This is a genomic window from Gordonia sp. DT218, from assembly GCF_049847105.1.
GTDB lineage: Bacteria > Actinomycetota > Actinomycetes > Mycobacteriales > Mycobacteriaceae > Gordonia.
Genome location: NZ_JBNCNS010000001.1, coordinates 1,300,221 through 1,324,406, shown reverse-complemented (window position 1 = coordinate 1,324,406; position 24,186 = coordinate 1,300,221). Strand labels below are relative to the sequence as shown.

At 65.7% G+C, this 24,186-nt stretch carries 19 protein-coding genes; 8 read left to right on the top strand and 11 right to left on the bottom strand.

Annotated elements, in window-relative coordinates; translation table 11 throughout:
- Positions 1-21: 21 nt before the first annotated feature.
- Positions 22-711, top strand: coding sequence for a rhomboid-like protein (locus ACPXCG_RS06190; protein ID WP_425790092.1), 690 nt, complete (start codon positions 22-24; stop codon positions 709-711).
- Here ACPXCG_RS06190 and ACPXCG_RS06185 read toward each other — a convergent pair.
- A complete protein-coding gene (locus ACPXCG_RS06185; protein WP_425790090.1) occupies positions 675-2,729 on the bottom strand; it encodes a prolyl oligopeptidase family serine peptidase in 2,055 nt (684 codons plus the stop codon). The genes ACPXCG_RS06190 and ACPXCG_RS06185 overlap by 37 nt on opposite strands.
- A 319-nt stretch (positions 2,730-3,048) precedes the next feature.
- Here ACPXCG_RS06185 and ACPXCG_RS06180 point away from each other — a divergent pair, with 319 nt between their 5' ends.
- On the top strand, positions 3,049-4,698 hold the full coding sequence (locus ACPXCG_RS06180; protein WP_425790088.1) for a serine hydrolase: 1,650 nt from the start codon (positions 3,049-3,051) through the stop codon (positions 4,696-4,698).
- A 103-nt stretch (positions 4,699-4,801) separates the two neighbouring features.
- On the opposite strand, the gene ACPXCG_RS06175 is transcribed toward ACPXCG_RS06180, so the two are convergent.
- Both ACPXCG_RS06175 and ACPXCG_RS06170 read right to left on the bottom strand, forming a co-directional pair.
- Positions 4,802-6,040, bottom strand: coding sequence for an NADH:flavin oxidoreductase (locus tag ACPXCG_RS06175; RefSeq protein WP_425790086.1), 1,239 nt, complete (start codon positions 6,038-6,040; stop codon positions 4,802-4,804).
- Complete coding sequence (locus ACPXCG_RS06170; RefSeq protein WP_425790084.1) at positions 6,037-6,639, bottom strand: TetR/AcrR family transcriptional regulator; 603 nt, start codon at positions 6,637-6,639, stop codon at positions 6,037-6,039. The genes ACPXCG_RS06175 and ACPXCG_RS06170 overlap by 4 nt, the downstream gene beginning before the upstream one ends.
- Positions 6,640-6,878: 239 nt before the next feature.
- Here ACPXCG_RS06170 and lpdA point away from each other — a divergent pair, with 239 nt between their 5' ends.
- Positions 6,879-8,264 (top strand): dihydrolipoyl dehydrogenase, encoded by a 1,386-nt coding sequence (gene lpdA / locus ACPXCG_RS06165; RefSeq protein WP_425790082.1) that lies wholly within the window; start codon positions 6,879-6,881, stop codon positions 8,262-8,264.
- 43 nt (positions 8,265-8,307) lie between these two features.
- Here lpdA and ACPXCG_RS06160 read toward each other — a convergent pair whose 3' ends face one another.
- Genes ACPXCG_RS06160 through ACPXCG_RS06150 form a run of 3 tightly spaced genes read right to left on the bottom strand, consistent with a single transcriptional unit; the run spans position 8,308 to position 13,098 of the window.
- A complete protein-coding gene (locus ACPXCG_RS06160; protein ID WP_425790080.1) occupies positions 8,308-9,831 on the bottom strand; it encodes an MFS transporter in 1,524 nt (507 codons plus the stop codon).
- Positions 9,832-9,833: 2 nt separating this feature from the next.
- On the bottom strand, positions 9,834-11,447 hold the full coding sequence (locus ACPXCG_RS06155) for an amidohydrolase (RefSeq protein WP_425790079.1): 1,614 nt from the start codon (positions 11,445-11,447) through the stop codon (positions 9,834-9,836).
- Complete coding sequence (locus tag ACPXCG_RS06150; RefSeq protein ID WP_425790077.1) at positions 11,419-13,098, bottom strand: MFS transporter; 1,680 nt, start codon at positions 13,096-13,098, stop codon at positions 11,419-11,421. Before ACPXCG_RS06150 ends, ACPXCG_RS06155 begins: the two co-directional genes overlap by 29 nt.
- Positions 13,099-13,212: 114 nt before the next feature.
- Here ACPXCG_RS06150 and ACPXCG_RS06145 point away from each other — a divergent pair, with 114 nt between their 5' ends.
- Complete coding sequence (locus ACPXCG_RS06145; protein WP_425790075.1) at positions 13,213-14,097, top strand: DNA-3-methyladenine glycosylase family protein; 885 nt, start codon at positions 13,213-13,215, stop codon at positions 14,095-14,097.
- A gap of 104 nt (positions 14,098-14,201) precedes the next feature.
- Here ACPXCG_RS06145 and ACPXCG_RS06140 read toward each other — a convergent pair whose 3' ends face one another.
- A complete protein-coding gene (locus ACPXCG_RS06140) occupies positions 14,202-14,843 on the bottom strand; it encodes a class I SAM-dependent methyltransferase (protein ID WP_425790073.1) in 642 nt (213 codons plus the stop codon).
- Positions 14,844-14,883: 40 nt separating this feature from the next.
- A complete protein-coding gene (locus ACPXCG_RS06135; RefSeq protein WP_425790071.1) occupies positions 14,884-15,450 on the bottom strand; it encodes a carboxymuconolactone decarboxylase family protein in 567 nt (188 codons plus the stop codon).
- 26 nt (positions 15,451-15,476) lie between these two features.
- Here ACPXCG_RS06135 and ACPXCG_RS06130 point away from each other — a divergent pair, with 26 nt between their 5' ends.
- A complete protein-coding gene (locus ACPXCG_RS06130) occupies positions 15,477-15,944 on the top strand; it encodes a MaoC family dehydratase (protein ID WP_425790069.1) in 468 nt (155 codons plus the stop codon).
- Positions 15,945-16,002: 58 nt separating this feature from the next.
- Here ACPXCG_RS06130 and ACPXCG_RS06125 read toward each other — a convergent pair whose 3' ends face one another.
- From ACPXCG_RS06125 to ramB, 3 genes are all read right to left on the bottom strand, one after another.
- A complete protein-coding gene (locus ACPXCG_RS06125; protein WP_425790067.1) occupies positions 16,003-17,385 on the bottom strand; it encodes a lipase family protein in 1,383 nt (460 codons plus the stop codon).
- Between the two features lie 201 nt (positions 17,386-17,586).
- Positions 17,587-18,993: a lipase family protein gene (locus tag ACPXCG_RS06120; RefSeq protein ID WP_425790065.1), complete on the bottom strand. Its 1,407-nt coding sequence runs from the start codon at positions 18,991-18,993 to the stop codon at positions 17,587-17,589.
- A 158-nt stretch (positions 18,994-19,151) separates the two neighbouring features.
- Complete coding sequence (gene ramB, locus ACPXCG_RS06115) at positions 19,152-20,570, bottom strand: acetate metabolism transcriptional regulator RamB (RefSeq protein ID WP_425790063.1); 1,419 nt, start codon at positions 20,568-20,570, stop codon at positions 19,152-19,154.
- A 99-nt stretch (positions 20,571-20,669) separates the two neighbouring features.
- Here ramB and ACPXCG_RS06110 point away from each other — a divergent pair, with 99 nt between their 5' ends.
- From ACPXCG_RS06110 to ACPXCG_RS06100, 3 genes are all read left to right on the top strand, one after another.
- Positions 20,670-21,434: a hypothetical protein gene (locus ACPXCG_RS06110; protein WP_425790061.1), complete on the top strand. Its 765-nt coding sequence runs from the start codon at positions 20,670-20,672 to the stop codon at positions 21,432-21,434.
- 392 nt (positions 21,435-21,826) lie between these two features.
- Positions 21,827-23,122 (top strand): isocitrate lyase, encoded by a 1,296-nt coding sequence (gene aceA / locus ACPXCG_RS06105; RefSeq protein ID WP_425790059.1) that lies wholly within the window; start codon positions 21,827-21,829, stop codon positions 23,120-23,122.
- Between the two features lie 155 nt (positions 23,123-23,277).
- Positions 23,278-24,162, top strand: a complete 885-nt coding sequence (locus ACPXCG_RS06100; protein WP_425790057.1) for a 3-hydroxybutyryl-CoA dehydrogenase — start codon at positions 23,278-23,280, stop codon at positions 24,160-24,162.
- Positions 24,163-24,186 lie beyond the last annotated feature (24 nt).

Sequence of the window (24,186 nt, the reverse complement as noted above, 5' to 3'; positions counted from 1 at the left end):
GCCGAGACGATAATCGACAAGGTGTCCCGCTCACGTGCGATCTGTGTACGACTGTGGCGCATCGTTCGCGGTGCGCCACTCACGTGTGCGTGGTTGGTGGTGCTGCTGATCACCACCATCATCCAGCGCTCGATGACCCCGGAAGAACTGAACCGGCTGCTCGGCGAACGGTCGACCAACCTGCACCACCTGTCGACCGATCCGGTCCAGGTCCTGGTCACCAGCCTGTTCTGGATCGACGGGTCGTTCTGGCTCCCGTACCTGATCTTGTTCTGTGTCTTCCACCTCCCTGCCGAGCGGTGGCTGGGATCGCTGCGCTGGCTGGTGGTCGGTCTGAGCGCACACGTGATCGCCACCTACGTCAGCGAGGGCCTCCTCGGCCTGGCGATCAGAAACGGGATGGCCGGCTCGTCACTGGTCGACGTGACCGACGTCGGCGTGAGTTACTTCCTGGCCGCCGTGATCGGGGTGCTCACCTACCGGATCGCCTACCCGTGGCGCTGGGTCTACCTGGCCGGAATCCTCGCGGTGTACGGCCTGCCCCCGGTGCTCGATCTGACCTTCACCGGGATCGGGCATTTCTCGTCGCTGCTGATCGGGCTCGCCTGGTACCCGATCGCACAGGCGCGGCACGCGCCACCGTGGAATCCTCTGGACACCGTTCGCCGGTGGGGTCATTCCCCGGCCAGAGTCCTCCACAGGAACTCATAGGCCAGTGCCGCCTTGAACGCGGCCTGCTTGTTGTCCGCCGCACCGCCATGGCCGCCTTCGATGTTCTCGTAGTAGGCCACGTCGTGGCCGAGTTCTTCCAGGCGCGCAACCAGTTTGCGCGCGTGGCCGGGGTGGACGCGGTCGTCGCGGGTGGAGGTGGTGACCAGGATCTGCGGATAGTCGGCACCCGACTGTAGGTTCTGATACGGCGAGAACGGTTCCATGAACGACCACTGGTCCGGATCGTCCGGATCGCCGTATTCCGCCATCCACGACGCGCCGGCCAGCAACAGGTGATAGCGGCGCATGTCGATCAGTGGAACCTGACAGACCAAGGCGCCGAACAGTTCCGGATATCGTGTCAACATCACGCCCATCAGGAGGCCGCCGTTGGATCCGCCCTGGGCGCCCAACTGGCCCGGCGTGGTGAGTCCATCGGCGACCAACGCCCGTGCGACAGCGGCGAAGTCCTCGTAGACGAGGTGACGCCCGGCCTTCTGTGCCTGCGTGTGCCACGACGGCCCGTATTCGCCCCCGCCGCGGATGTTCGCGATGACATAGATGCCGCCGCGGGCGATCCAGCTGCGTCCACTGACGGCCAGATACCCAGGGGTCAGCGAATTCTCGAAACCGCCGTACCCGTACAGCAGGGTGGGACCGGAGGTGACGCCGCTGCGTCGGACGACGAAGTAGGGGACCGGGGTGCCGTCGTCAGAGGTCGCGAAGTGCTGTTCGGCGACCACGTCGTCGGCATCGAAGAACGACGGCGACTGCTTGATCACCTCGGGACCGACTCCGGACTCCCCGTAGAGGAGGCTGGGCGGAGTGGTGAACGAGCTTGCCGACCAGAAGATCTCGTCGCTCTCGTCGGCATCGGTGTCGAGCACCGAGATCGTGGCCAGCGAGGGCAGGCCGGACATCTCGACGGGCGCCCAGGTGCCCAGTTCGCGCACGGAGACCTCGGTGTGTACGTCGTGCAGTGTTACCAGGACCAGATGAGAGCGGGTGAAGGTGTAGTCGCTGAGACTGGTGTGGGCGTCCGGGGCGAACAGCACCGTCCCATCCCGGCCACCGGCGAGATAGTCGTCGTAGACGAACACCAGCAGTGTCCCGGCCGCGTGGGTGGCACCGCCGACCTCCCAGTCCGACCGCGGCATCACGAACAACCAGTCGTGCCGCACCCCGGAGTGCGCATCGGTCGGGACATCGACGAGAACCTTTTCGTCACCGCGGATCTCGTACCGCAGCGCGTTGAAGAAGTCGGTGGCACGGCTGGCGAAATGCCGCTCATACCCGGGGGTGCTGTCGAAGGTGACCCCGACCGAGACATCGTCGACCTCACCCGCGAACACGGTCACCGCGTCCTCAAGAGGGGTACCCCGTTCCCACCGTTTGACCACTCGCGGGTAGCCCGACGTGGTCAGCGACCCTCGACCATCCGGCTGCGCGCCGAAATCCGTTCCGACATAGACGGTGTCACGGTCGATCCAGCCGATGCTGGACTTGTTCTCCGGGAGCACGAAACCGTCGACGACCCACTCACGCGTGTCGAGGTCGAACTCGCGCACCACGCTCGCGTCCGCGCCGCCCCGCGACAACGACACCAGCGCATGCCGGTATTCGGGCCGGAGCACCGTGGCGCCCGCCCACACCCAGTTCTCGTCCTCGGCTGCCGCCAGCGCGTCGACGTCGATCAGGACATCCCATTCAGGAGAGTCCGTTCGATACGACTCCAGCGTGGTCCGCCGCCAGAGTCCCTTCGGGTTCGCCGCGTCGCGCCAGAAGTTGTACAGATGACTCCCACGCCGCCGTACGTACGGGATCCGGTCGTCGGTGTCGAGGATCTCCAGGGCCTCGGACTCGAGCACCGAGAACCGCTCATCCGACGTCAGATCGTCGACGGTGGGTTGATTGTGGGCGCGCACCCAGTCCAGCGCCCGATCCCCGCCGACCTCCTCCAGCCATAGGTAGGGGTCGTCGGTGCGGGTCATGTCGTCGGTTGCGCGCTCAGTGCTCATCGATGTCCTCCGGCTCTGCTGCGGTCACGCCAAGCTCTCGTCCCGCCAACCTAGCGCGGTGATGAGATCCGGCGCCGGTCGAGGTCCACCCCTGGTGACCGTGTTCACCTGCAGACGAGGGGGAACAAGGTGTGACACTCGGTCGCCGCCCTGCAAATTCCAGGAGCCCGAAGATCAGGTGCGCAGACTCCGCCCAACTGCGCCCAACTCCGTCCAACCGCGCCCGAGAAGTTCCGATTGCGGATATTCTGTGGTCGATCCAACGGGCGTCGCGCCTGGTCGGGGCCAGTGGGCACCTCGAGGAAGCGGGTATGGACTCATGGGCGTTCGAACCTCGTCGCGCGCGCGAACCCGACGATCGACCGCCGTCGTGGCCGTCGCGATGGTTGCCGCCACCGCCGTCGCCGCGTGCGATACATCGTCATCTGGGTCGTCGTCGGTGTCCGGTACCTCGTCGTCCGCGGTTTCTGCGGCGGAGGAACCAGGTGACCCGAACACGGCCGTCGCGCAGGATCTCCCGGACAACGCCGTCGACACCGCCGTCGGCAAGCTCGACGGGCTCGTCGATTCCCTGATGGAGTCCACCAAGATCCCGGGGATGGCGGTCGCCGTGGTTCATGGCGGCAAGTCGGTGTATGCAAAGGGTTTCGGCGTTTCGGAGGTGGGCACCGACCGAAAAGTCGATGCGGATACGGTGTTCCCGCTGGCGTCGATGTCCAAGTCGATCGGCTCCACCGTGATCGCGAAGTTGATCACCGACAAGGTGGTGGGATGGGACACCCCGGTCGCGGAGAATCTTCCGGGCTTCGCGCTCTCTGATCTGTATGTGAGCCAGAACGTCAGCATCGGGGACATGTATGCGCATCGTTCCGGCCTGCCCGATCACGCGGGGGACAAGCTCGAAGAGCTCGGATACGACCGGGATCAGATCCTCGCCCGGCTACGCTATATGCCACTGGATCCGTTCCGCATCACGTACAACTACACCAACTTCGGGGTGACCGCGGCGGCCGAGTCGGCCGCTCGGAAGGCGGGGTCGGACTGGGAGACGCTCTCGGGGCAGGCACTATACGGTCCACTCGGCATGACCCACACCAGTTCCCGGTTTCGCGACTTCGAAGCCGAGCCCGACCGGGTCGTCGGACACGTGCAGGACGGTGACAACTGGGTCAAGACTCCGCAGCAACGTGACCCCGATGCGCAGTCCCCGGCGGGTGGTATCTCGTCGTCGGTGAACGACCTGACGCACTGGATGGCGATGCTGCTCGGCAACGGGATGTACGACGGCAAGCAGATCGTCGGTGCGGACGCGCTGCTGCCGGCGGTGACACCGGAGATGGTCTCGTCGCCCGCTGGTTCACCGGACGCGCGGGCCGGCTATTACGGCTACGGATTCAACGTCTCGGTCACCGAAGGAGCCCGCACGCAGTACAGCCACTCCGGGGCCTTCTCGATGGGGGCCGGGACGAACTTCCTGGTCATGCCGTCGGCCGATGTCGCGATCGTCGCGCTGTCCAACGCCGCTCCCATCGGGGCCGTCGACGCGTTGACCGGTGAGTTCGCCGACATCGTCGCGTTCGGCGAGGTCCGCCACGATTGGCGCACCCTGTACGCCCACGGCTACGCCGAGATGAACAAGCCCTCCGGCAGTCTCGTGGGTCAGCAGCCGCCGGCGAATCCGGCACCGGCGCAGCCGCTCTCGACGTATACGGGCACCTATCAGAACGATGTGTACGGACCCGCCGTTGTCCGCGAGCAGAACGGCAAGCTCGTCCTCGCCCTGGGGCCCGACGGAAAAACGACCCACGAGCTGACGCACTGGGACGGCAACACCTACACGTTCACGCTGCGCACCGAGAACGCCGAACCCGGATCGATCTCCAAGGTCTCCTTCGCCGGCGCGGCAGGCTCACGGATGACCGTGGAGTACTACGACGACGGGACCTCGAACGGCGAGTTCACCCGCTGACGCGACAACCGACCCGGCCCGACATGGTTCTGGCCGCACTTTCGGGTTCCGGCCGCAGGAACCGCTCGAAGCCAGAACATGAACGTGCGGCCGGAACCGACGTTTACTGCGCGGTGACCTCGACGGCGAGCGGATCGGGGACCTCGCCCGCCCGGATCGGGCAACGGGTGTGGCTGTAGATGGTCGGCATGCACAGATTGCAGTGCACGCAGCGCGACGTCGTGGTCGGGTCGGCCTGGATGCGCAGCGGCAGGTCCGGTTCGCGTAACAGGGCACGCCCCATCGCCACGAAGTCGAAGCCTTCCGTGAGAGCCAACTCCATCGAGGCGCGATCGGTGATGCCGCCCAACAGGATCAGCGGCATGCGCACGGCAGCGCGGAGCTGTCGCGCGAGGGGAAGCAGATACGCATCGTGATACTCGTAGTGCTTGAGGAAGACCGGACCCATCGCTTTCAGTCCGGCGCGCATCGCGCCGCGGAACGCGTCGGCGAACTCGTCGCGCGGCGGCTCGCCGTGGAACAGGTACATCGGGTTGAGCAGTGAGCTGCCTGCGGTGGGCTCGATCGCATCGAGGTGGCCGTCGGACTCGAGGAGCTGCGCCACGGCACACGCCTCGTCGGTGTTGAAACCGCTGAATCGACTGCGGTGGCCGGTGCCGGGTGTGCCGACGCCGTCGTACATGTTGAGCTTGGCCCAGACCGCGGCCTCGTCGCCCACCTCGTCGCGCACCGCCTCGACGACCTCGCGGGCGAACCGGGCACGGTTGACCAGGGAGCCGCCGTAGCCGTCGTGGCGGTGATTGAGCAGCGGGGACAGGAAGCTGCTGATCAGGTAATTGTGGCCGCAGTGGATCTCGAGACCGTCGAACCCCGAGTCGACCGCGATCCGAGCCGCTCGACGAAAGGTTGCCAGCATCGCGGTGATCCCGTCGGCGTCGAGCTTCTGCGTGACGGACATGCCCATCGGTGCCGGGATGTGGGAGGGGCCGAGGGCCTTCTTGCGGTTGGACACGGAGTTCGCCACCGGACCCGCGTGCCCGAGCTGCGCGGCGGCCAGTGCGCCTTCGGAGTGGATGGCGTCGGTGAGCCGTCGGAGGCCTGGCATCGCCTCGTCACGCAGCCAGATCTGGTGTCGGTCGGTGCGGCCCTCGGGGGCCACGGCACAGTAGGCCACCGTGCTCATCGCGACACCGCCGGCGGCGACCTCGCGGTGGAACTCGATGAGGTCGTCGGTCACCAGGGCGTCGGGGGTGGCGCCCTCGAAGGTCGCGCACTTGATCAGCCGATTGCGCAACGTGAGCGGTCCGAGACGTGCGGGAGTGAAGGGGTCGGGCGCGGTCATGAGTTCTCCTCGGGTGTGGTGGGCGGTGCGGGGGAGGTGAGGCCGGCGACCACGAAATCGCGGAGGGTGATGACCGCGGTGCGCGACTGGGCGCGGTCGCCGCCGAACTGCGACAGGATCAGGCCGAACGCGAGTCCCCACCGGCGTCGCGCCTCGGTGTCGGACATTCCTTCGACGAGGCGGCCCAGCATGTCTGACCACCGGTCGAGCTGGAACCACGGCTGCGTCCAGGTCGCCTGGGGATGTGTGCGGACAAAACGATCAAGCAGTTGTAGGTGCAGCCGTCCCACCGGCTGCTCTCCGATGTCGACGAAGGGGCGCAGGATCTCATCGACCAGGTCGGTGACATCCGATCGGTCCGGATCAAATCGGTCCAGCGGATCGGTCCAGTGCGGAGCCATGCGGTCTTCGAGCAGTTCGACGGCGAGGCGGTCCTTGGATCCGAAGTGGTAGTGGACGGCAGCGGGATTGGCCTGTGCGTGCGCACAGATGGCGCGCACCGAGACCTGCTCGTACCCGTCGGTCAGGAACAGCGATTCCGCGGAGACAAGCAGCGCGGTCCGGGTCGTCGCGCTGCGTGACGGGGTCCTGGGGGCCATGATTCGATGCAAGCACAGTTCCATCATTGATTCAATCAGTGATGGAAGATCATGCCGTCGGCGGCGTTCGCGCGGGTCTTCGCCGATTGCGCGGGTCGCGACGGGTGGCGCTGGTCGTCGACGATTCGCGTGACCCAGATCGACACGCGTTGCCGGAATCGACCCGCGGCCGGACGAAGTTACCGATTGGTATGGGGACGCCCTGCGGCCGCGACATGGTGCGACGTAGGCTGGCAGACGTGTCTGAACACTTCCAAACAGTTGTCCTGGGTGCTGGTCCAGGTGGGTACGTGGCCGCGATCCGGTCTGCCCAGCTGGGCATGAAAACCGCCGTCATCGAAGAGAAGTACTGGGGCGGGGTCTGCCTCAACGTCGGATGTATCCCGTCCAAGGCGCTGCTGCGCAATGCCGAGTTGGCCCACATCTTCAACCATCAGGCGAAGACCTTCGGCATGAGCGGCGACGTCTCGTTCGACTTCGGCGCGGCCTTCGACCGGAGCCGCAAGGTGTCGGACGGGATCGTCAAGGGCGTCCACTTCCTGATGAAGAAGAACAAGATCACCGAGATCGACGGGTACGGGAAGTTCAAGGACGCGAAGACGATCGTGGTGGGAGATCGCGAGATCACCTTTGACAACGTCATCATCAACACCGGTTCCACGGTGAAGTTGCTGCCCGGCGTCGAGCTGTCCGACAACGTCGTCACCTACGAGACCCAGATCCTCACCCGTGAGCTGCCCTCCTCGATCGTCATCGTCGGGGCCGGCGCGATCGGCATGGAGTTCGGTTACGTGCTCGCCAACTACGGCGTCGACGTCACCATCGTCGAGTTCCTCGACCGCGTGCTGCCGAACGAGGACGTCGACGCGTCCAAGGCCATCGCGAAGGAATACAAGAAGCTCGGCGTCAAGGTGCTCACCTCCACCAAGGTGCAGACCGTCAAGGACAACGGCGACAGCGTCACCGTGAGCTACAAGGACGCCAAGGACAACGACGGCGAGATCACCGTCGACAAGGTCCTCATGTCCGTCGGGTTCGCCCCGCGCGTCGAGGGCTTCGGCCTCGAGAACGCCGGTGTGGAGCTGACCGACCGCGGCGCCATCGCGATCGACGACTTCATGCGCACCAACGTCGACAACATCTACGCCATCGGCGACGTCACCGCGAAGCTGATGCTGGCCCATGTCGCCGAGGCGCAGGGTGTGGTGGCCGCCGAGGTGATGGCCGGCGCCGAGACGATGGCGTTGGGCGACTACCGGTTCATGCCGCGCGCCACCTTCTGTCAGCCGCAGGTCGCGTCGTTCGGGCTGACCGAGGCCCAGGCCAAGGACGAGGGCTACAACGTGAAGGCGACCACCTTCCCGTTCAGCGCCAACGGCAAGGCACAGGGCCTCGGTGAGACGGCTGGCTTCGTCAAGCTGCTGACCAACACCGACACCGACGAACTACTCGGTGGCCACCTGGTCGGCGACAACGTCTCCGAGATGCTCCCGGAGATGACCTTGGCCCACAAATGGGATCTGACCGCCAAGGAACTCGCGCGCAACGTGCACACCCACCCGACGTTGAGTGAGGCGATGCAGGAAACCTTCCACGGCGCGATCGGCCACATGATCAACCTGTAAATCCCGATGCGTAGCAATAATCCGCGCCTGGCGCGGATTATTGCTACGCATCTGCGGACGTCCCTCGGAACAAGTAACAGACAAGAAGCCAGAACAACACGAAGATGACGGTGAACACGATCATCGTGAGCCGATAGGCGTCGACGTAGGTGTCCCGCGCGACAGCGGTGACCTGGTCGAAAAGGTCGTTGTTCCTGGCCCATTCGGGCACATCGCCGTCCGCGAACCAACCGATGACCGTCGATTGCTGCGATGGTGTCACGCCGAGTTCCGCGAGCCGATCCGGCAGGCCGTGCCCGATCCGCCCGTAGAGCAGGCTCGAGCTGAGCGCGAGGCCCAGGGCGAAGGATGCCTGCCCGACCGCCGGTTTGCTCGCCGCTGTTGCGCCGACCAGGTCGGCAGGCGGTACGTCGATGAAGAATTGTCCTGCCGTCGTCTCGGTGAGCATCCGGGAGAAGCCGCCGACGACAAGTCCGATCGCAAACACCCAGTAGGGCGTGTCGCCACCGCCGAGTGCGAGGATGGCCGACGCCACCGCGACACCGGCCAGTCCCAACTGGATCAGCCGCTGCGGCGGCTGGCCGCGAGTCGCGAGGCGCCCGGCGGCAAAGGCACCCACCGTCATCGCGATCGTCGCCGGAAGCTGCCCGACGGTGACCTCGATCGGCGTATAGCCGTACAGGTACTGCCACAGCAGCGAGAGCTGCAGGGTCATCACGGCCTGGAACATATTGAACGAGGCGTCGGCGACGACGGCGCCGGACAGGTTGCGGTCCGCGAAGATCCGCACCGGAAGGGCCGGCTCGGGGTGTCGGCTCTCCCAGAGCAGAAACCCGGCCAACGCTCCCACGCCGAGGCCGAGGCGGGTGAGCACAGTCGGCGATGCCCAGCCTTCGCTGGCGTCACTGACTCCGCTGATGATGCCGATCAGCGCCACTGCGATCAGGATCAGCCCGACCGGGTCCGAGCGTCGGCGATGGACCGCCTTTGAGCGCGGGACGTAGATCTTGTTGAGGACGAACGCGATTGCGCCGACCACGGGGACGACCAGGTAACCCAGCCTCCAGGAGACGCCGATCAGGGCGCCGCCGATCACGCTCAGCGGGAGTGCGAATGCGACCTGTCCGGTGAAGTAGAGCGACATCGCGCGGGGCACCCGGTCCGGTGCGACGGTCCTGATCAGGGCGATCGACAGGGCCAGGGTCCCAGCGAGTCCGGCTCCGGTGATCACGCGACCGAGCACATAGGTCGCGAACCCGGTGGACAGGGCAGTCACGATGCCGCCCAGGATGAGGGCGAAACAGCACCACATCAACGTCAGACGTCGCCCGTATCGATCACCGATGGTGCCGATGGTGAGGATGAGCGCGGCCATCGCAAGCGTTCCCGCGGAGGCCGCAAAGGACCGCTGCGACGCCGACAATCCGAAATCGGCAGCAGCGGAGGCGATCGCGGTGTTGTTCAGTGATACGTCGACGGCTTGGGCCACACCCGCGACGGTGAGCGCGAGAATCGCCGCGCCCGGCCGCCTGGCGACACCATCGGCGACCGGTATCGACGCGGTCATCGTCAGTTGCCGTCGTACACCACGACGCCGCGTTTGTAAGTCCGCAGCACCTCGATGTCCTTGATCGCGTCGGCCTCCACGTCGAGCGGATTGGCATCGAGGACGGCCAGATCCGCCATCTTCCCGACCTCGATCGAACCTCGGTCGGCCTCGGTCCGGTGCTCATAGGCCGCGTTGATCGTCAGTGCGCGCAGGCCTTCCATGGGCGTCACCCGCTCGTTCTCGCCGAGGACGACGCCCCCCGTGGAAGTCCGGGAGACCGACGACCACAGCAGCAGGAGCGGGTTGATGGGCGTCACCGGATAGTCGGAGTGATTCGTGGGTCGAAGACCCTTGTCGATGGCCGATCGCATCGGCGAGATCCCGAACGCACGCTCCTCGCCGAAGTTCGCGATGTGGGTGTCGCCGAAAAGATAGGTGTGCACGGTGAACATCGACGGTTCGAAGCCGGTGGCGATGTAATCGTCGAGTTGCTCGTGTCGCATCACCTGTGAATGGATCGGGATCGTGGGTGCCGTCGCGTGTGCGCCGAATTCCGTTGCCGCCCGATGGGCGTCGAGCAACCGGTCCACGGCTCCGTCTCCGTTGCAGTGGGCAAATACCTGCACACCATGACGGTAAGCGTTCTCGACCACCTCGTCGACCACCGGCTGACCCATGTTCGCCAACCCGTGCCAATGGGTTTCGCCGCCGGGGCCGCCCGTGACATATTCCTCCGTCACAAACGCCGTCTTACCTTGCGGAGATCCGTCGATGATGAGCTTGACACCCTGCAAGGTGTGTCCGCCGACGGTGCTGTCGAACATGCCGGAGTCGATTGCCTTGTCGAGGTCGGAAAAGATGACCAGTGAACGAATGTCGATCGGTAGCGGGCTGTCGGTCGCGTAGCCGCGCAACTTCTCCACTTGCGACCACTCCGCCGCGCCGTCCTGAACAGTCGTCATACCCCAGCGTGCGTACTCGGCCAGCATCGCGTGCAACTCGTCCTTGCCGTAGTCGAGCAGGCCGAACATCAGCTGCATCCAGGCTTGCTCCCACAGCACGCCGTTGGGCTGTTTGGTGCCTTCTTTGCGCACGATCGTTCCGCCCTCGGGATTCTCTACACCGTCGGTGTACCCGAGATCGTCCAGGACCCTCGAGTTCACGACACCGCCATGTGCGGAGACATGGACGAGGGCGACTCTGTGATCGGGGAACTCGCTGTCCAGCAATTCGGCCGTGACCACGCCGTCGTCATCCATCGCGTCGGGGTAGTAGCCCCAGCCGATGACGTATTCGCCGGGCGCCGGATTGTTGCGGTCCTTGGCCGCATGGAGTTTGGCGATGATGTCCTTCACGGTTCGGGTGTCGCCGACCGGGGGTGTCAGCAGCGCAGCGTGTTTCACATATGGTGCGCCCATCGAGACGTGGCTGTGGGCGTCGACGAATCCCGGTATGAGGGTGTGCCCCCCGAGGTCGGTCACCACAGTGTCAGGCCCGGCCAGTGCGGTGATGTCGGCGGTGGATCCCACTGCGCTGATCAGCCCGTCGGTGACGGCAACGGCCTCGGCGACCGTGTCAGCGCCGTCGACAGTCAGTACCGTCGCGTCAGTCAGTATCAGGTCGGGGGTGCTCATCGGAATCCGTCCTTTCGTGGGGAGCCGTCGCCGGCGGGGAAGAGGTGCCTGATGACTGCGGGGATGTGGAAGCGAGCGCTGCCGGCGTGCCGTCGAGAAGCAACGGCCCGTCGACGAGGCGTCCGTCCTTGCGCATCCGATCGGCGCGCCAGAAGAACGCCGTACTGATCACGGCGAAAATGGTGAGGAAGCCGGCAATGATGAACATGGTGTTCGAGAACGAGTCGACGAACACGTTCGACGCTTCGGCAACAACCTTGTTGACGGTGGCGTCGTCGTAACCGGACATGTCGCCACCGGCCACATAGGTCTGGATCATCCCCTGGAAATTGCCCTGCTGGGCCGGCTCGACATTCGCGTCGGAGAACGCCTCAGCGATGCCCCGGCCATACTGACCGAACAGAAAGGTCGAGCTGAGTGCGGTCCCCAGCGCAAAGCTGGTCTGGCCGATGGCGGTCTTCGACGAGGCCATTGCACCGGTCAATGCGGGTGGTGGCTTCGACACGAAATACTGGCCCATCGTGGTCTCGTTGATCATTCGGGCGAAGCCACCGATGATCATCGGGACGGCGAAGAAGATGTAGGGCGAGGTCGTGGTGGAGAACCCGAACATCACCATCGTCCCGATCAACAGCACGTGACCGACGATGAGGTTCAGCGAAGCCGGAATTCCCTTCGACAACAGCCATCCGGCAGCACTCGCACCGGCAACCATTGCCAAGCTCATCGGGAGCTGACCCAGACTGACCTCGATCGGTTGGTAGCGGTAGATGTACTGCCAGAGCATGGACAGCTGGATCATCACCACGGCCTGCCACATGTTGAACGAGAACCCGACCGCGATGGACCCGGAGAGCTCCGGATCCTTGAAGAGCTTGACGGGGAAGGCCGGTGCCTCGATCCGTGCTTCCCACCAGATGAAGAAGGCCAGGGCACCGAGACCGATGAGTACCGGAACCAGGACCTGCGTGGAACCCCAGCCGTAGGTGGCGGCATTGCTCAGTCCGTAGATGAGACCCACCAGGGCAACCGCGACGGTCCCCAGCCCGACGTAGTCGAACGGTCCGGTGTCCGACGCCTTTGCCTCGGGCAGTCCTCGCATGCACATCAGGAAGGCCACGACCGCCACGATGGGCACCGCCAGATAGCCGTAGCGCCAGCCGAAGCCGGCCAGCCACCCAGCCACCACTCCCAATACCAGGGCCGCCGCCGTTTGCCCGGCGAGCCAGAAGGCCACCGCCTTGGGGATCTGGCCGGGCAGTACCTGACGCAGCAGGGCGAAGCTGAGTCCGAAGGAAGCCGCGATACCGATACCGGTGATGGTGCGTCCGGCGATGAAAACCGCTGTTGTCGGCGCGATCGCGGTGATCACGCCGCCGAGAATCGCTACGAGCAGCCCGGACAACATCACCTTGCGTCGTCCGAGCCGGTCACCGAGCGAACCGGTGGTCAAGATGGAGGCGGCCAGCGCAAGCGTGCCGACGCTGGCGGCGAACGCACGCGCGGCGCCTGACATGTCCAGGTCGACGCTCGCACCGACCACCGCGATGTTGTTCGCGGTAGGGTCCACCACCTGCAGGCAGGATGCGGCGGTCAATGCAATCAACGCGCCGGTCGTGCTCTTGGTGAACCCGCGATCCACGGACGTCACTGAGGTCCTCCTCGATGTCTCGGCTTCGCGCTTTGCAGGGCAAACGCTAGTACACTCTCGCACAGCGAGGCTTCGTTTGAGTGAAAGCGATCGTGAAATGATGGGGTCGCATTGGTGACCGATGATGGACAGGTCAGAAGGTGGGAGACCCCGTGGCCGTTGGACATCCGCGCCACCGTCGGGCATCTGCGCCGCGGCAGCGGAGATCCCGCGTTCGTCTACGGCCGCGACGGTTCGGTGTGGCGCGCGGTCCACACGCCGGACGGTGCCGGCACTCTGACCGTCCGCTTCGACGGCACGACGGTCACCGGTCGCGCGTGGGGCCCGGGGGCCGGCTGGCTGCTCGATCAGATGCCCGACTTCCTCGGCGCACAGGACGATCCGAGCGCACTGGAGCCGCGCGACCCGGTCGTCGAACGGCTGGTGCAGCGATCCGACGGTCTCCGCATCGGTCGCACCGACCGGGTGTGGGAGGCGCTGGTGCCGGCCATCCTCGAACAGAAGGTCGTCGGCACCGAGGCGTGGCGAGCCTGGCGATACCTGTTGCGGCGCTACGGGGAACGGGCTCCGGGCCCGGTGCCGGACACCATGCGGGTGCCGCCACCGCAACCGACGTGGGCGCAGATTCCCAGTTGGGAATGGCATCGCAGCGGCATCGAGCCGGTACGCATGCGCACCATCCGCGGCGCGACCTCGATGGACGTGGAACGCCATCCCGATCACCTTCGACTACTCCGCGGCGTGGGCCGGTGGACCGAGGCAGAGACGCGCGCACGCGCAGTCGGCGACGCCGACGTCGTCAACGTGGGTGATTACCACATTCCGAAGCTGGTGGGCCTCACGCTGATCGGCGAACCCGTCGACGACGACGGCATGCTCGAACTGCTCGAACCCTACGCGGGGCAACGTCAGCGGATCATCCGGATGGTCGAACTCCATGGCGCCCGGCCCGAGCGGCGCGGTCACCGGATGTCGGTCCGGGACTACCGGGACATCTGAACCGCGACATCTGGCCTCACCCGCTGGAACTCGTGTCGCCGCTGCACCATTGCGTTCCCGCGGATTCGATCGATGCAGCGCGAGCCGAATGGTGTAGCGAGATGTCAGTGGCCTTTGGCGGCCAGGACGTATTGTCCCTGGCCTGTCATGGTCTGCTCGACGTGCTCTGCACCGGCCGCATGGAGCCGCTCGACGATCTCGTGTCTGCCGAAGATCCGATAGCCCGACATCCCCGCGATCTCCCGGACGCCGGGCACCGACGTGAGATCGGTGCGTACGGACGTGAAGATCACCACCTCGCCACCGGGGCGGGTGACCCGGAGCAATTCGTCGACGACGGGCAGCGGATCGGGGATGAGATAGAGCGCCGCCAGGCACGTGACGGTGTCGAAGGTGTTGTCCGCAAAGGGGATCGAGTGCGCATCGGCACGGATGTAGCTGGTGCGGGCGGTGGTGTTGGTTTCGGTGGCCTTGGCGAGCATCGACGGGGAGAAGTCGATGCCGACGCATCGGCCGTCATCGGTCAGGCCGTCGGCGAATCGGCGCGTGTAATTGCCGGGGCCGCAGGCGACATCGAGCATCAGTCGATTGCCGGGCCGCGACAGGTAAGCGGACAACGCCGAGTCGAAATCGGCGGTTCCGGATCCGCCGAGGCTGAACAACCGGGTGAAGACAGGTCGCCAGAGTTGTTCGTACACATGGGAGAACAGTTGATTGCGCATCAATCGCTGCGCGATCGAATCCATGTCGTTCCCCCCGGAATGGTGTGGATCAGGATGGTGTGGATCAGACCCGGGTGTCGCGCTGGACCCGCAGGGTGCCGATGGTCGTCGCCAGTGTGTCGTATTGCCCGACGAGCAGGACGAACGCGATCAGTCGGCCGTCGTCGAGATGGCGGCGTAGGGCCGCCCACGTGTCGTCGCTGATGTCCTTGGCGGTGACGAGTTCATCGGTGGCCTGCAACAACGCACGCTCGCGGTCACCCCAGCCGGCATCCGGGCCTTCCAGTACCCGGTCGAAGATGTCTCCCTTGACGCCCGCCCGAGCCCCCAGCCGCCGATGATGGTCGAGTTCGTAGTCGCAGTCGCGGAGGTGCGCGACCCGGATGATGATCATCTCGGATTCCTTGCGCGACAGGGCCCCGAACGGCATCAGTCGCCCGCTGAAATGCAGCCAGGCGCGGAACAGCCCCTTCGCCCGGCCCAGTGTGGAGAAGATGCGCGCGTTGTCGACCCCGATCACCCGGGCGGCCCCGCGGGCGAACACCCAATTGATCGGGCCGAGTTCGCGGAGACCGCCGGGGGCGACGCGAGGCGTGCCGGTGTCGTCCGGCGCGACGTGCGGAGTGCTCATGACGCCCACGGTAGACTACCGAAACTATGACGAGCACCACACAACGAACGTTCACCAGTGTCGAGGAAATGAAGGCCGCGATCGGCGAGGATCTGGGTTCCGGCGAGTGGCTGGAGATCACTCAGGATCGCGTCGACGCCTTCGCGGAGGCGACCGGCGACCATCAGTGGATCCACGTCGATCCCGAACGCGCGAAGGACGGCCCGTTCGGTACGACGATCGCGCATGGCTACCTGACGCTCTCCCTGCTCCCGGTGTTGGCCGGCGGCATCTTCACCGTCGAGGGTCCGAAACTGGTCATCAATTACGGTGCGAACAAGGTGCGTTTCCCCAACCCGGTGAAGGTGGGCTCGCGAATCCGTTCGAATGCCGTGATCACCTCGATCGACGAGACACCGGCCGGCGTCAACATGGTCGTCAAGAACACGATCGAGATCGAGGGCGTAGAGAAGCCGGCATGCGTCGCGGAGAACGTCCGCGTCATGGTCTTCTGACAGACCCTTTCGTGGCTCGCTGCGCTCTCACCTCAGGGAGCGGGGACGCTGTCGACCTTCACCGCGCCGGGCATCCGCTCTTCGCCGGGTGTCCGGCGAGGCGGTTTTCGAGCCAGGCCATCGCGTCGGGGAAGGCGACGAACACGGTCGTCATGTGTTCGCCCGGGTACTCGCGGTAGGTGGCATCGGTGCCGAGGCGGCACTGCTCATCGAACAGCGCGCGGGCCTGGCGGGCGGGAATCCACCACTCCTCGGCGCCGTGATAGATGAACTCCGGCATGGCCGACTTCATCCCGGCCATCTTGGTGACCTCGAAGATCTTCTCCGCGACCGGTGAGTGGAAGGGGTCGGGGTCGTTGGAGAGTGCCTGCGTCGGCGCGAACGTGGCGCCGAGGTCGCCCATGGTCCCCGTGCACAGATTCTTGAAGAAGTCGTTCGACGCCAGCCAGCGCGCGACATTGTTGGCCATCGGGAGCAGTTCGGGCCGCTCACGGGCGATGCCCAGGATCGCCGCGTGGTAGACGCCGGTGGCGAGATTGGCGTTCATACTCGCCGCGAGGACCCGGTAGTCGGCGGGGACGCCGCCGATCGCGGCGCCGACGAACCGGCCGGCCACGTCGGGCGCATACGAACTTGCGAGCTTGGCGGTCGCGTTCGTGGCGATCGCGCCGCCGGAGTAGCCGAGCATTCCGATCGGGCCGCTGCCGAAGTTGCGCTTGTCGTAGGTGGCCGCAGCGCGGACGGCATCGAGCACGACATGTGCCGCGACATACGGCTCGGCGTAGGCCATGCGTGGGCCGGTGTGGTCCGGAACGATCACCGCATAACCCTTTTTCAGCGAGTCCTGGGTGGTCGGCGGGTTCAGGTCGGTGTTGTTCGTGTCCCCGCTCTTGCCGTGCGAGAGCGTGTATCCGGTGGTGCAGCGTGTGCCCAGCGCGACGATCGGCGGATTGTTCACCATGACCGGGCGGGCACCGGCCCCCTTCCACGGTGTCGGGGGTACGAACAGGGTGGCCGTGCCGAAGATGGGCCGATCCGCTGCGTCGCGGGAAGTGAACTTGATCTGGCGTGCGTAGCCGACCTTCGCCTCCAGCAGAGGTGCGGCGACCGGGGCGACATCACGGGTCCTCAGGATCTCGCCGGGCCGGTGCTGCGCCAGGTCGGCGGGCCAGAAATCGAAGAAGGAGTCACCGGTCGGGGACGGCATGACCGCTTCCCGGAATTCCTGGAGCTCGCGCGACGCCCCTGGGGTGACGGCCCGCGCCGGTATCGACTTGAGCTGGGGAACCGGGGGTGGCGGCACCATGGAATCGACCCGGCCGGGGAACTGTGCCGGGGCCGGCATCAGACTGGGCGGGTCGGCGAGGGCGGTTGCCGAACCCGTCGCCAGAGCGGTCATCGTGACACCGACGATCATCGCCGTGCGCAGCACTGTTCTCATGGACCCCGACGATCGCCCAGGCATCACTCACTCCTCATGGTCGCGATCCCCGTATCCCCGGCCGCCGGTTGCGGCTGGATGACCGAGTTTTCGCTTCTCAAACAATCTTCGAAGGATTCTAAGCGCGGGTACCGACAAACGCCCTACCGGAGTCGACTGGGTCATCTGCATTGGTACGTTTGGGCGACCGGGCGGCCGATCTCACCGGCATTCGTTGGGCGCCGGTATGCCGCGTAGCCGCTGGTCAAGCCAATCCAGCGCGCCCGGGAAGCCGAGCACTGCCGCAGAGACGTGTTCGCCGAACACCTCGCGATACGCGGCAGTCCCGCCGAGTTGGCACTGCCGGTGGTACAGATCCCGCGCCCCGGCGGCAGGAATCCACCACTCGTAGGTGCCCTGATAGATGTACAGGGGAACAGCCGATTTTCGGTCGGCCATCTTGGTCACCCGGTAGATGTGTTCGGCGACCGGTGAGTGGAACGGGTCCGGGTTGTTCGACAGCAGCTGCATCGGCCAGAACGTCTGGCCCGCGAGCGCGGCGGGGATCGTGCACACGTTCTTCAGTGGTGAGGTGGCCAGCCACTGCGCGAAATCATTTGCCATCGGGAGGATCTCGGTCCGCTCACGCGCGATGCCGAAGGTGGCGGCATGGAAGAGACCGGTGGCGAGATTCGCGTTCATGCTGCCGACGAGCATGCGGAAATCGGCGGGTACCCCACCGAGTGCGGCACCGACGACGCGGCCGATCAGCTCAGGGGCGTAGTCGGCGAGCAGCTTCGTCGCGCCGTTGGTGGCGATCGCCCCACCCGAGTAGCCCGTCATGGCGATCCGCGATGCCCCGAAGGAACGGCGGTCGAGGTTGCCCGCGGCTCGGATGGCGTCGAGCACGACATGTCCCGCGACGACGGGTTCCGCATATGCCATCCGTGGGCCCTGGTGGTCGGGGATGAGTACCGAATATCCGTGGGAGAGGGCCAGCTGGGTGGTCGGGGGGATGAGGTCGGTGACGTTGGTTGCTATCGAAAATCCATGTGCCAGAGTATATCCCGGATCGCATGCGGTGCCGAGCGAATCGATCGGGAGATTGTTGACGAGAATCGGACGTGACGCGGTGGCGCGCGGGGTCCGCGGTGCCAGGATCGTTGCGGTGCCGAACGACGGAGCGCCGGTGGCGTCGGTACTGCGGAACTTGATCAACCGCGCGAACCGGATGGGAGACGTCACCACCGGCGCCGCGGTCGCCGTCACGTCCCGGGTGGCGATGATCTGGCCCGGTGCCAACGCCGCGAGGTTCGTCGGCCAACGGTCGAACAACGGGTCCCCCGTCGGCGACGGCAGGGCGGCCTCGCGCAATTCCAGTGTGCGATGGTCGAACCCCTTGGCCTGTGCGCGCAGTGGAATCCTCCCGAGTCGCGGGAAGGGTGGGGGCGGCAACGCCCCGTTGATGGCGTGTGGCACCTGCGACGGTACCGGCAGCATGTTCGGCGGTTCGGCCACGGCCGTGGCGGCGGAGGTCACGGTGGTGGCGGTGAGGACGGCGACCGCACCGAGGGTGGCGACGCCACCCCGGAATCGAAGGGCCGCAAGGTATGAGCGCTTCCGCTTCATGGCGTACTCCCTCTCGGGTGTGAGGGGAATCCCCGGTGATCTCCTCACTGGCCGAAGCGTACGACTGCGTCCAAGTCGATTGACTGGGACACGCGACCTACATGTGCAACCGTAATTGAACTGTGATCGGTATCACATCAATTGGTCTTGTTTGAAGGTCAATTCGTCATATAGGGAGACACCGTGCTGCGGTGCTCGTCGATGTGCAGGTTTGCGCCTAGCGCCGGAAACGCGCGCTGTGCACAGTTCAGGCGCTCGCAGACCCGGCAGCCCGCGCCGATCGGTGTGATCTGCGCCTGCGGACCTATCTCGAGTCCGTCGGAGTAGATGACCCGCCCCGCGTGGCGGAGTTCGCAACCGAGTCCGATGGCGAATGTCTTGCCGGGTTGTCCGTATCGGGCGGCGCGGCGCTCCACGGTCCGGGCAACCCAGAGATAGTCACGGCCGTCGGGCATCTCGGCGATCTGGGTGAGGATCTTGCCCGGCGATCCAAAGGTCTCGTAGACATTCCACAGGGGACATGTTCCGCCGCTGGAGGAAAAGTGGAATCCGGTGGCGGACTGGCGTTTCGACATGTTCCCCGCTCGGTCGACACGGACGAACGACCAGGGTATGCCGCGCAGATTGGGCCGCTGCAGCGTCGAGAGTCGGTGGCAGATCGTCTCGTAGGACACCGAGTAGAACGCCGACAGCCTCTCGATGTCGTATCGGAAATCCTCGGCCGCGCCGTGGAACTGGCTGTACGGAAGAACCGCTGCCGCGGCGAAGTAGTTGGCCAGCCCGAGCAGTGCGAGTGACCGGGCCTCGTCGCTGGTGAAATTGCCGTCGTCGACGAGCCGGTCGAGCAGTTCCCCGTATTCGAGGTAGCCCAGTTCGGCGGCGAGCTTCATCGTGCGCTGTCCCGCGGACAATGCGGCGGAGAACTCCAGTCGGCGTGTCTCCGGGTCGAATCGGTGCAGGGTGTAGTCGCCGAGATCGACTCGGCGGATGATGCTGACGCCGTGCACGTTCTCGAGCCGGTTGGCGATCTCCCGGCGGATGTCGGCCGAGTGCATCCGCATCCGTACCGTCATCTCCTCGGCGGCCACGTCGAGCTCGTGAATGTAGTTGCGGCGCTGGTAGAAGTAGTCGCGGACTTCTTCGTGAGGAGCCGTGATGGAGCCTCGCATGCTCCGGTCGCCCCGTTCGTCGGTGGCGGCAGCCAGTTGGTCGGTGGCGATCCGGTAGCGCTGATGGAGGTTCACCATCGCCTGCGCGATCTCGGGGTGTGTGGCGACCAGGGAACTGATGGTGTGCGCCTCGGTCGCCGCAGGCGCGGCCTCGAGGTCGTCGTCGAGGAGGACCTCGCGCAATTCGGCGACCAGCCGGACGCTGTCCTGGGAGTCGAAGAACTCCTCGTCGATGCCGAACACCTCGGTGATCTTCGACAGCACCGGCACGGTGAGCGGGCGGGCGTCGTGTTCGATCTGGTTGAGGTACGACGGTGAGATGGCCAGTGATTGCGCAAGCGCGACCTGGGAGAGGCCCCGCTCCGACCGGAGCTGGCGCAGTCGCGAGCCGACGTAGGTCTTGGTCATGGCAACCTCCTGTCGGGGCCGAGCGGGTGCGTGGGTGCGGGTCGTCGGAACGTGATCCCGTCACTCTGCTCGCCTGCATGTTCAGGGTACGGTGACCGCGTGCGTGTCCTGGTCCAGCGCCGGTGGCCGGTCTCGGCGATCATCACGGCGGCCGCGGTGGTGATTGTGGTCGCCGGGTGTGGTTCCGGTCCGGCGGCCGGTCCGGCACCCTCCGAGGTCCCGGCCGACCTGCTCATGTCACCAGACCAGCTACCTGCCGGCTTCACCCCTGCGCAGTTGTCGGTGGCCGACCTGGTGGCGGCGAATCGGGGACCGATCGAGTCGGCGAGATCGGCTGCGTTCGCACCGCCCGAATGTCGTCCGACCGCTGATGCCGATCTGAATCCACAACTGACCGCCGCGAACTCGGCAGTCCTGGCGGCACGCAGCGACGCGGGCTCGTTGGTCGAGCTCGTCTCGACCGTTCGTCGCGACATCGACGCCGACATCCGCGTCACGACCGGACGATGCGCGACCACCACCACGGTGATCGGCAGCGGAAACCTGCGTGGTGCGCGGATCGTCACCAGATACACCGAGGTGCCGAATCCGGATTCGGGCGACAGCGAGTCGTCGGTGCAGCAGTCGTCGGCGATGCGATCGACGGTCACGACCACCCTGACCGACGGTGCGGTGAGCACCCAGATCGGCTTCGCCGGGTACGCGATCGTCGCAGTTCCCGGCGCGGCCCCGGTCACCGTCCAGCTCACGGTGGGCGGCGAGGCGACCCCGGCCACGAAGCCGCCGTCCGGGGCGACCCAGCCCATGACCGATGCGGAGTTCGCAGCGGCATTGGGCGAGGCCATCTCGGCCGCCGCGCGCTGACCAGACACCGCCGAAGGTGTGAACGCCCTCACAGATCGGGTTCCGGTCGGATGCCTCGCCGGTCGACTGACGACGACGTGTGTGCGGTGCAGGGCGTCAGCGCACGTCGGTAAATACGCAGTACGCGCGTACTTTTTGGCGCCGGATGGTGAAAGATTCACATGACCAGGTTTGCAAACTTTGCAAAAGCTCGCCAGATCCTTGCCTGATTTTGCACATGAAAGGGATTGGACCTGCACATTTGTTCTGTGGCACCCTTGTCACAGGCACCACCGGACAGCGTCGGTTTGTTCGCACAATTTGCGGCCAACCTACGCGACTCGGGCACTGTCTGTCAGCACACCGGCCCGGGCGCCACCGGGTCGCAGCAGGACAACGAAAGCGAAGTAGGCATGAGCAACGTCGGAAAGCCACGCACCGCCGCGGAGATCCAGCAGGACTGGGACACCAACCCGCGTTGGAAGGGCGTCAAGCGCGATTACACCGCCGAGCAGGTGGCTGAGCTCCAGGGCTCGGTCGTCGAGGAGCAGACCCTCGCCCGCCGCGGCGCCGAGATCCTCTGGGAGGGCGTCAACGCCGGAGACGGCAGCTACATCAACGCGCTCGGCGCGTTGACCGGTAACCAGGCGGTCCAGCAGGTCCGCGCCGGCCTCAAGGCCGTGTACCTGTCGGGTTGGCAGGTCGCGGGTGACGCGAACCTGTCCGGCCACACCTACCCCGATCAGTCGCTGTACCCGGCGAACTCGGTGCCGTCGGTGGTCCGACGCATCAACAACGCGCTCATGCGCGCCGATGAGATCGCCCGCGTCGAGGGTGACGACTCGGTGGACAACTGGGTCGTGCCGATCGTGGCCGACGGTGAGGCCGGCTTCGGTGGGGCCCTCAACGTCTACGAGCTCCAGAAGGCCATGATCGCCGCGGGTGCCGCCGGTACCCACTGGGAAGACCAGTTGGCGTCGGAGAAGAAGTGCGGCCACCTCGGTGGCAAGGTGCTGATCCCCACCCAGCAGCACGTCCGCACGCTGAACTCGGCCCGCCTCGCCGCGGACGTCGCAGGCACCCCGACCGTCGTCATCGCGCGTACCGACGCCGAGGCCGCGACGCTCATCACCTCGGACGTCGACGACCGCGACAAGCAGTTCGTCACCGGTGAGCGCACCGCCGAGGGCTACTACCACGTGAAGAACGGCATCGAGCCGTGCATCGCACGTGCGAAGTCCTACGCTCCGTACGCCGACATGATCTGGATGGAGACCGGTACCCCGGACCTCGAGCTCGCGCGCAAGTTCGCCGAGTCGGTCAAGTCGGAGTTCCCGGACCAGCTGCTGTCCTACAACTGCAGCCCGTCGTTCAACTGGAGCAAGCACCTCGACGACAGCACCATCGCCAAGTTCCAGAACGAGCTGGGCGCCATGGGCTTCACCTTCCAGTTCATCACGCTGGCCGGCTTCCACTCGCTGAACTACGGCATGTTCGACCTTGCCTACGGTTACGCCCGCGAGCAGATGACCGCCTTCGTCGATCTGCAGAACCGTGAGTTCAAGGCTGCCGACGAGCGTGGCTTCACCGCTGTCAAGCACCAGCGCGAGGTCGGCGCCGGCTACTTCGACAGCATCGCCACCACCGTGGACCCGACCAGCTCCACCACCTCGCTGAAGGGTTCGACCGAAGAGGGACAGTTCCACTGAGTCGAGGTGCGGCCTGATAGTCGTTGCCTGACATGACATCCGGGGTGGGCGGGGTGATCCTCTGCCCACCCCGGGTTCGTCGGTATCCGGGGCCGTTATCCGGGGCCGGATCGACGAAGACCACCACCGAACTTTTCTGATTCGAGGAGCCGACCATGGCAACCGAAAAGATCTCCCGCGTCGGCGTCATCGGCGCCGGTCAGATGGGTGCCGGCATCGCCGAAGTGTGCGCCCGCGCGCACGCGGACGTCCTTGTCTACGAGTCCACACGCGAACTCGCTGCGGCCGGTCGTGCCCGAATCCTGCGCTCGCTGGATCGTGGGGTCTCCAGCGGGAAGCTGACCGAGCGTGAGCGCGAGCAGGCTGCCTGGCGACTCCGCTTCACCTCCGATCTGGGCGACTTCGCCGATCGTCAGCTCGTCTGCGAGGCGGTCGTCGAGGACGAGGCGGTCAAGACCGAGATCTTCAAGGAACTCGACAAGGTCGTCACCGACCCGAACGCGGTGCTGGCGTCCAACACCTCGTCGATCCCGATCATGAAGCTGGGCATGGCCACCGCCAATGCCCACCGTGTGATCGGCTTGCACTTCTTCAACCCGGTGCCGGTGCTCCCGCTGGTCGAGCTCGTCACCACGCTGATGACCACGCCGGAGGTCACCGAGCGCGCCGAGGCCTTCGCCCACGACATCCTGGGCAAGCAGGTCGTCCGCTCGGCCGATCGCTCCGGGTTCGTCGTCAACGCACTCCTCGTGCCATACCTGCTCTCGGCCATCCGCATGGTGGAGAGCGGCTTTGCCACCGTCGAGGACATCGACAAGGCGATGGTGCTCGGATGTGCCCACCCCATGGGCCCGCTGAAGCTGACCGACCTCGTGGGCCTCGACACCGTGAAGGCCATCGCGGACAAGATGTACGAGGAATTCAAGGAGCCGCTCTACTCGCCGCCGCCCCTGCTGCTGCGCATGGTGGAGGCCGGCCGCCTCGGCAAGAAGGCCGGGCACGGCTTCTACCAATACAGCGAGAACGGCGCGAACAAGTAACCCGCGCAAGCGCCTTCATGGTGA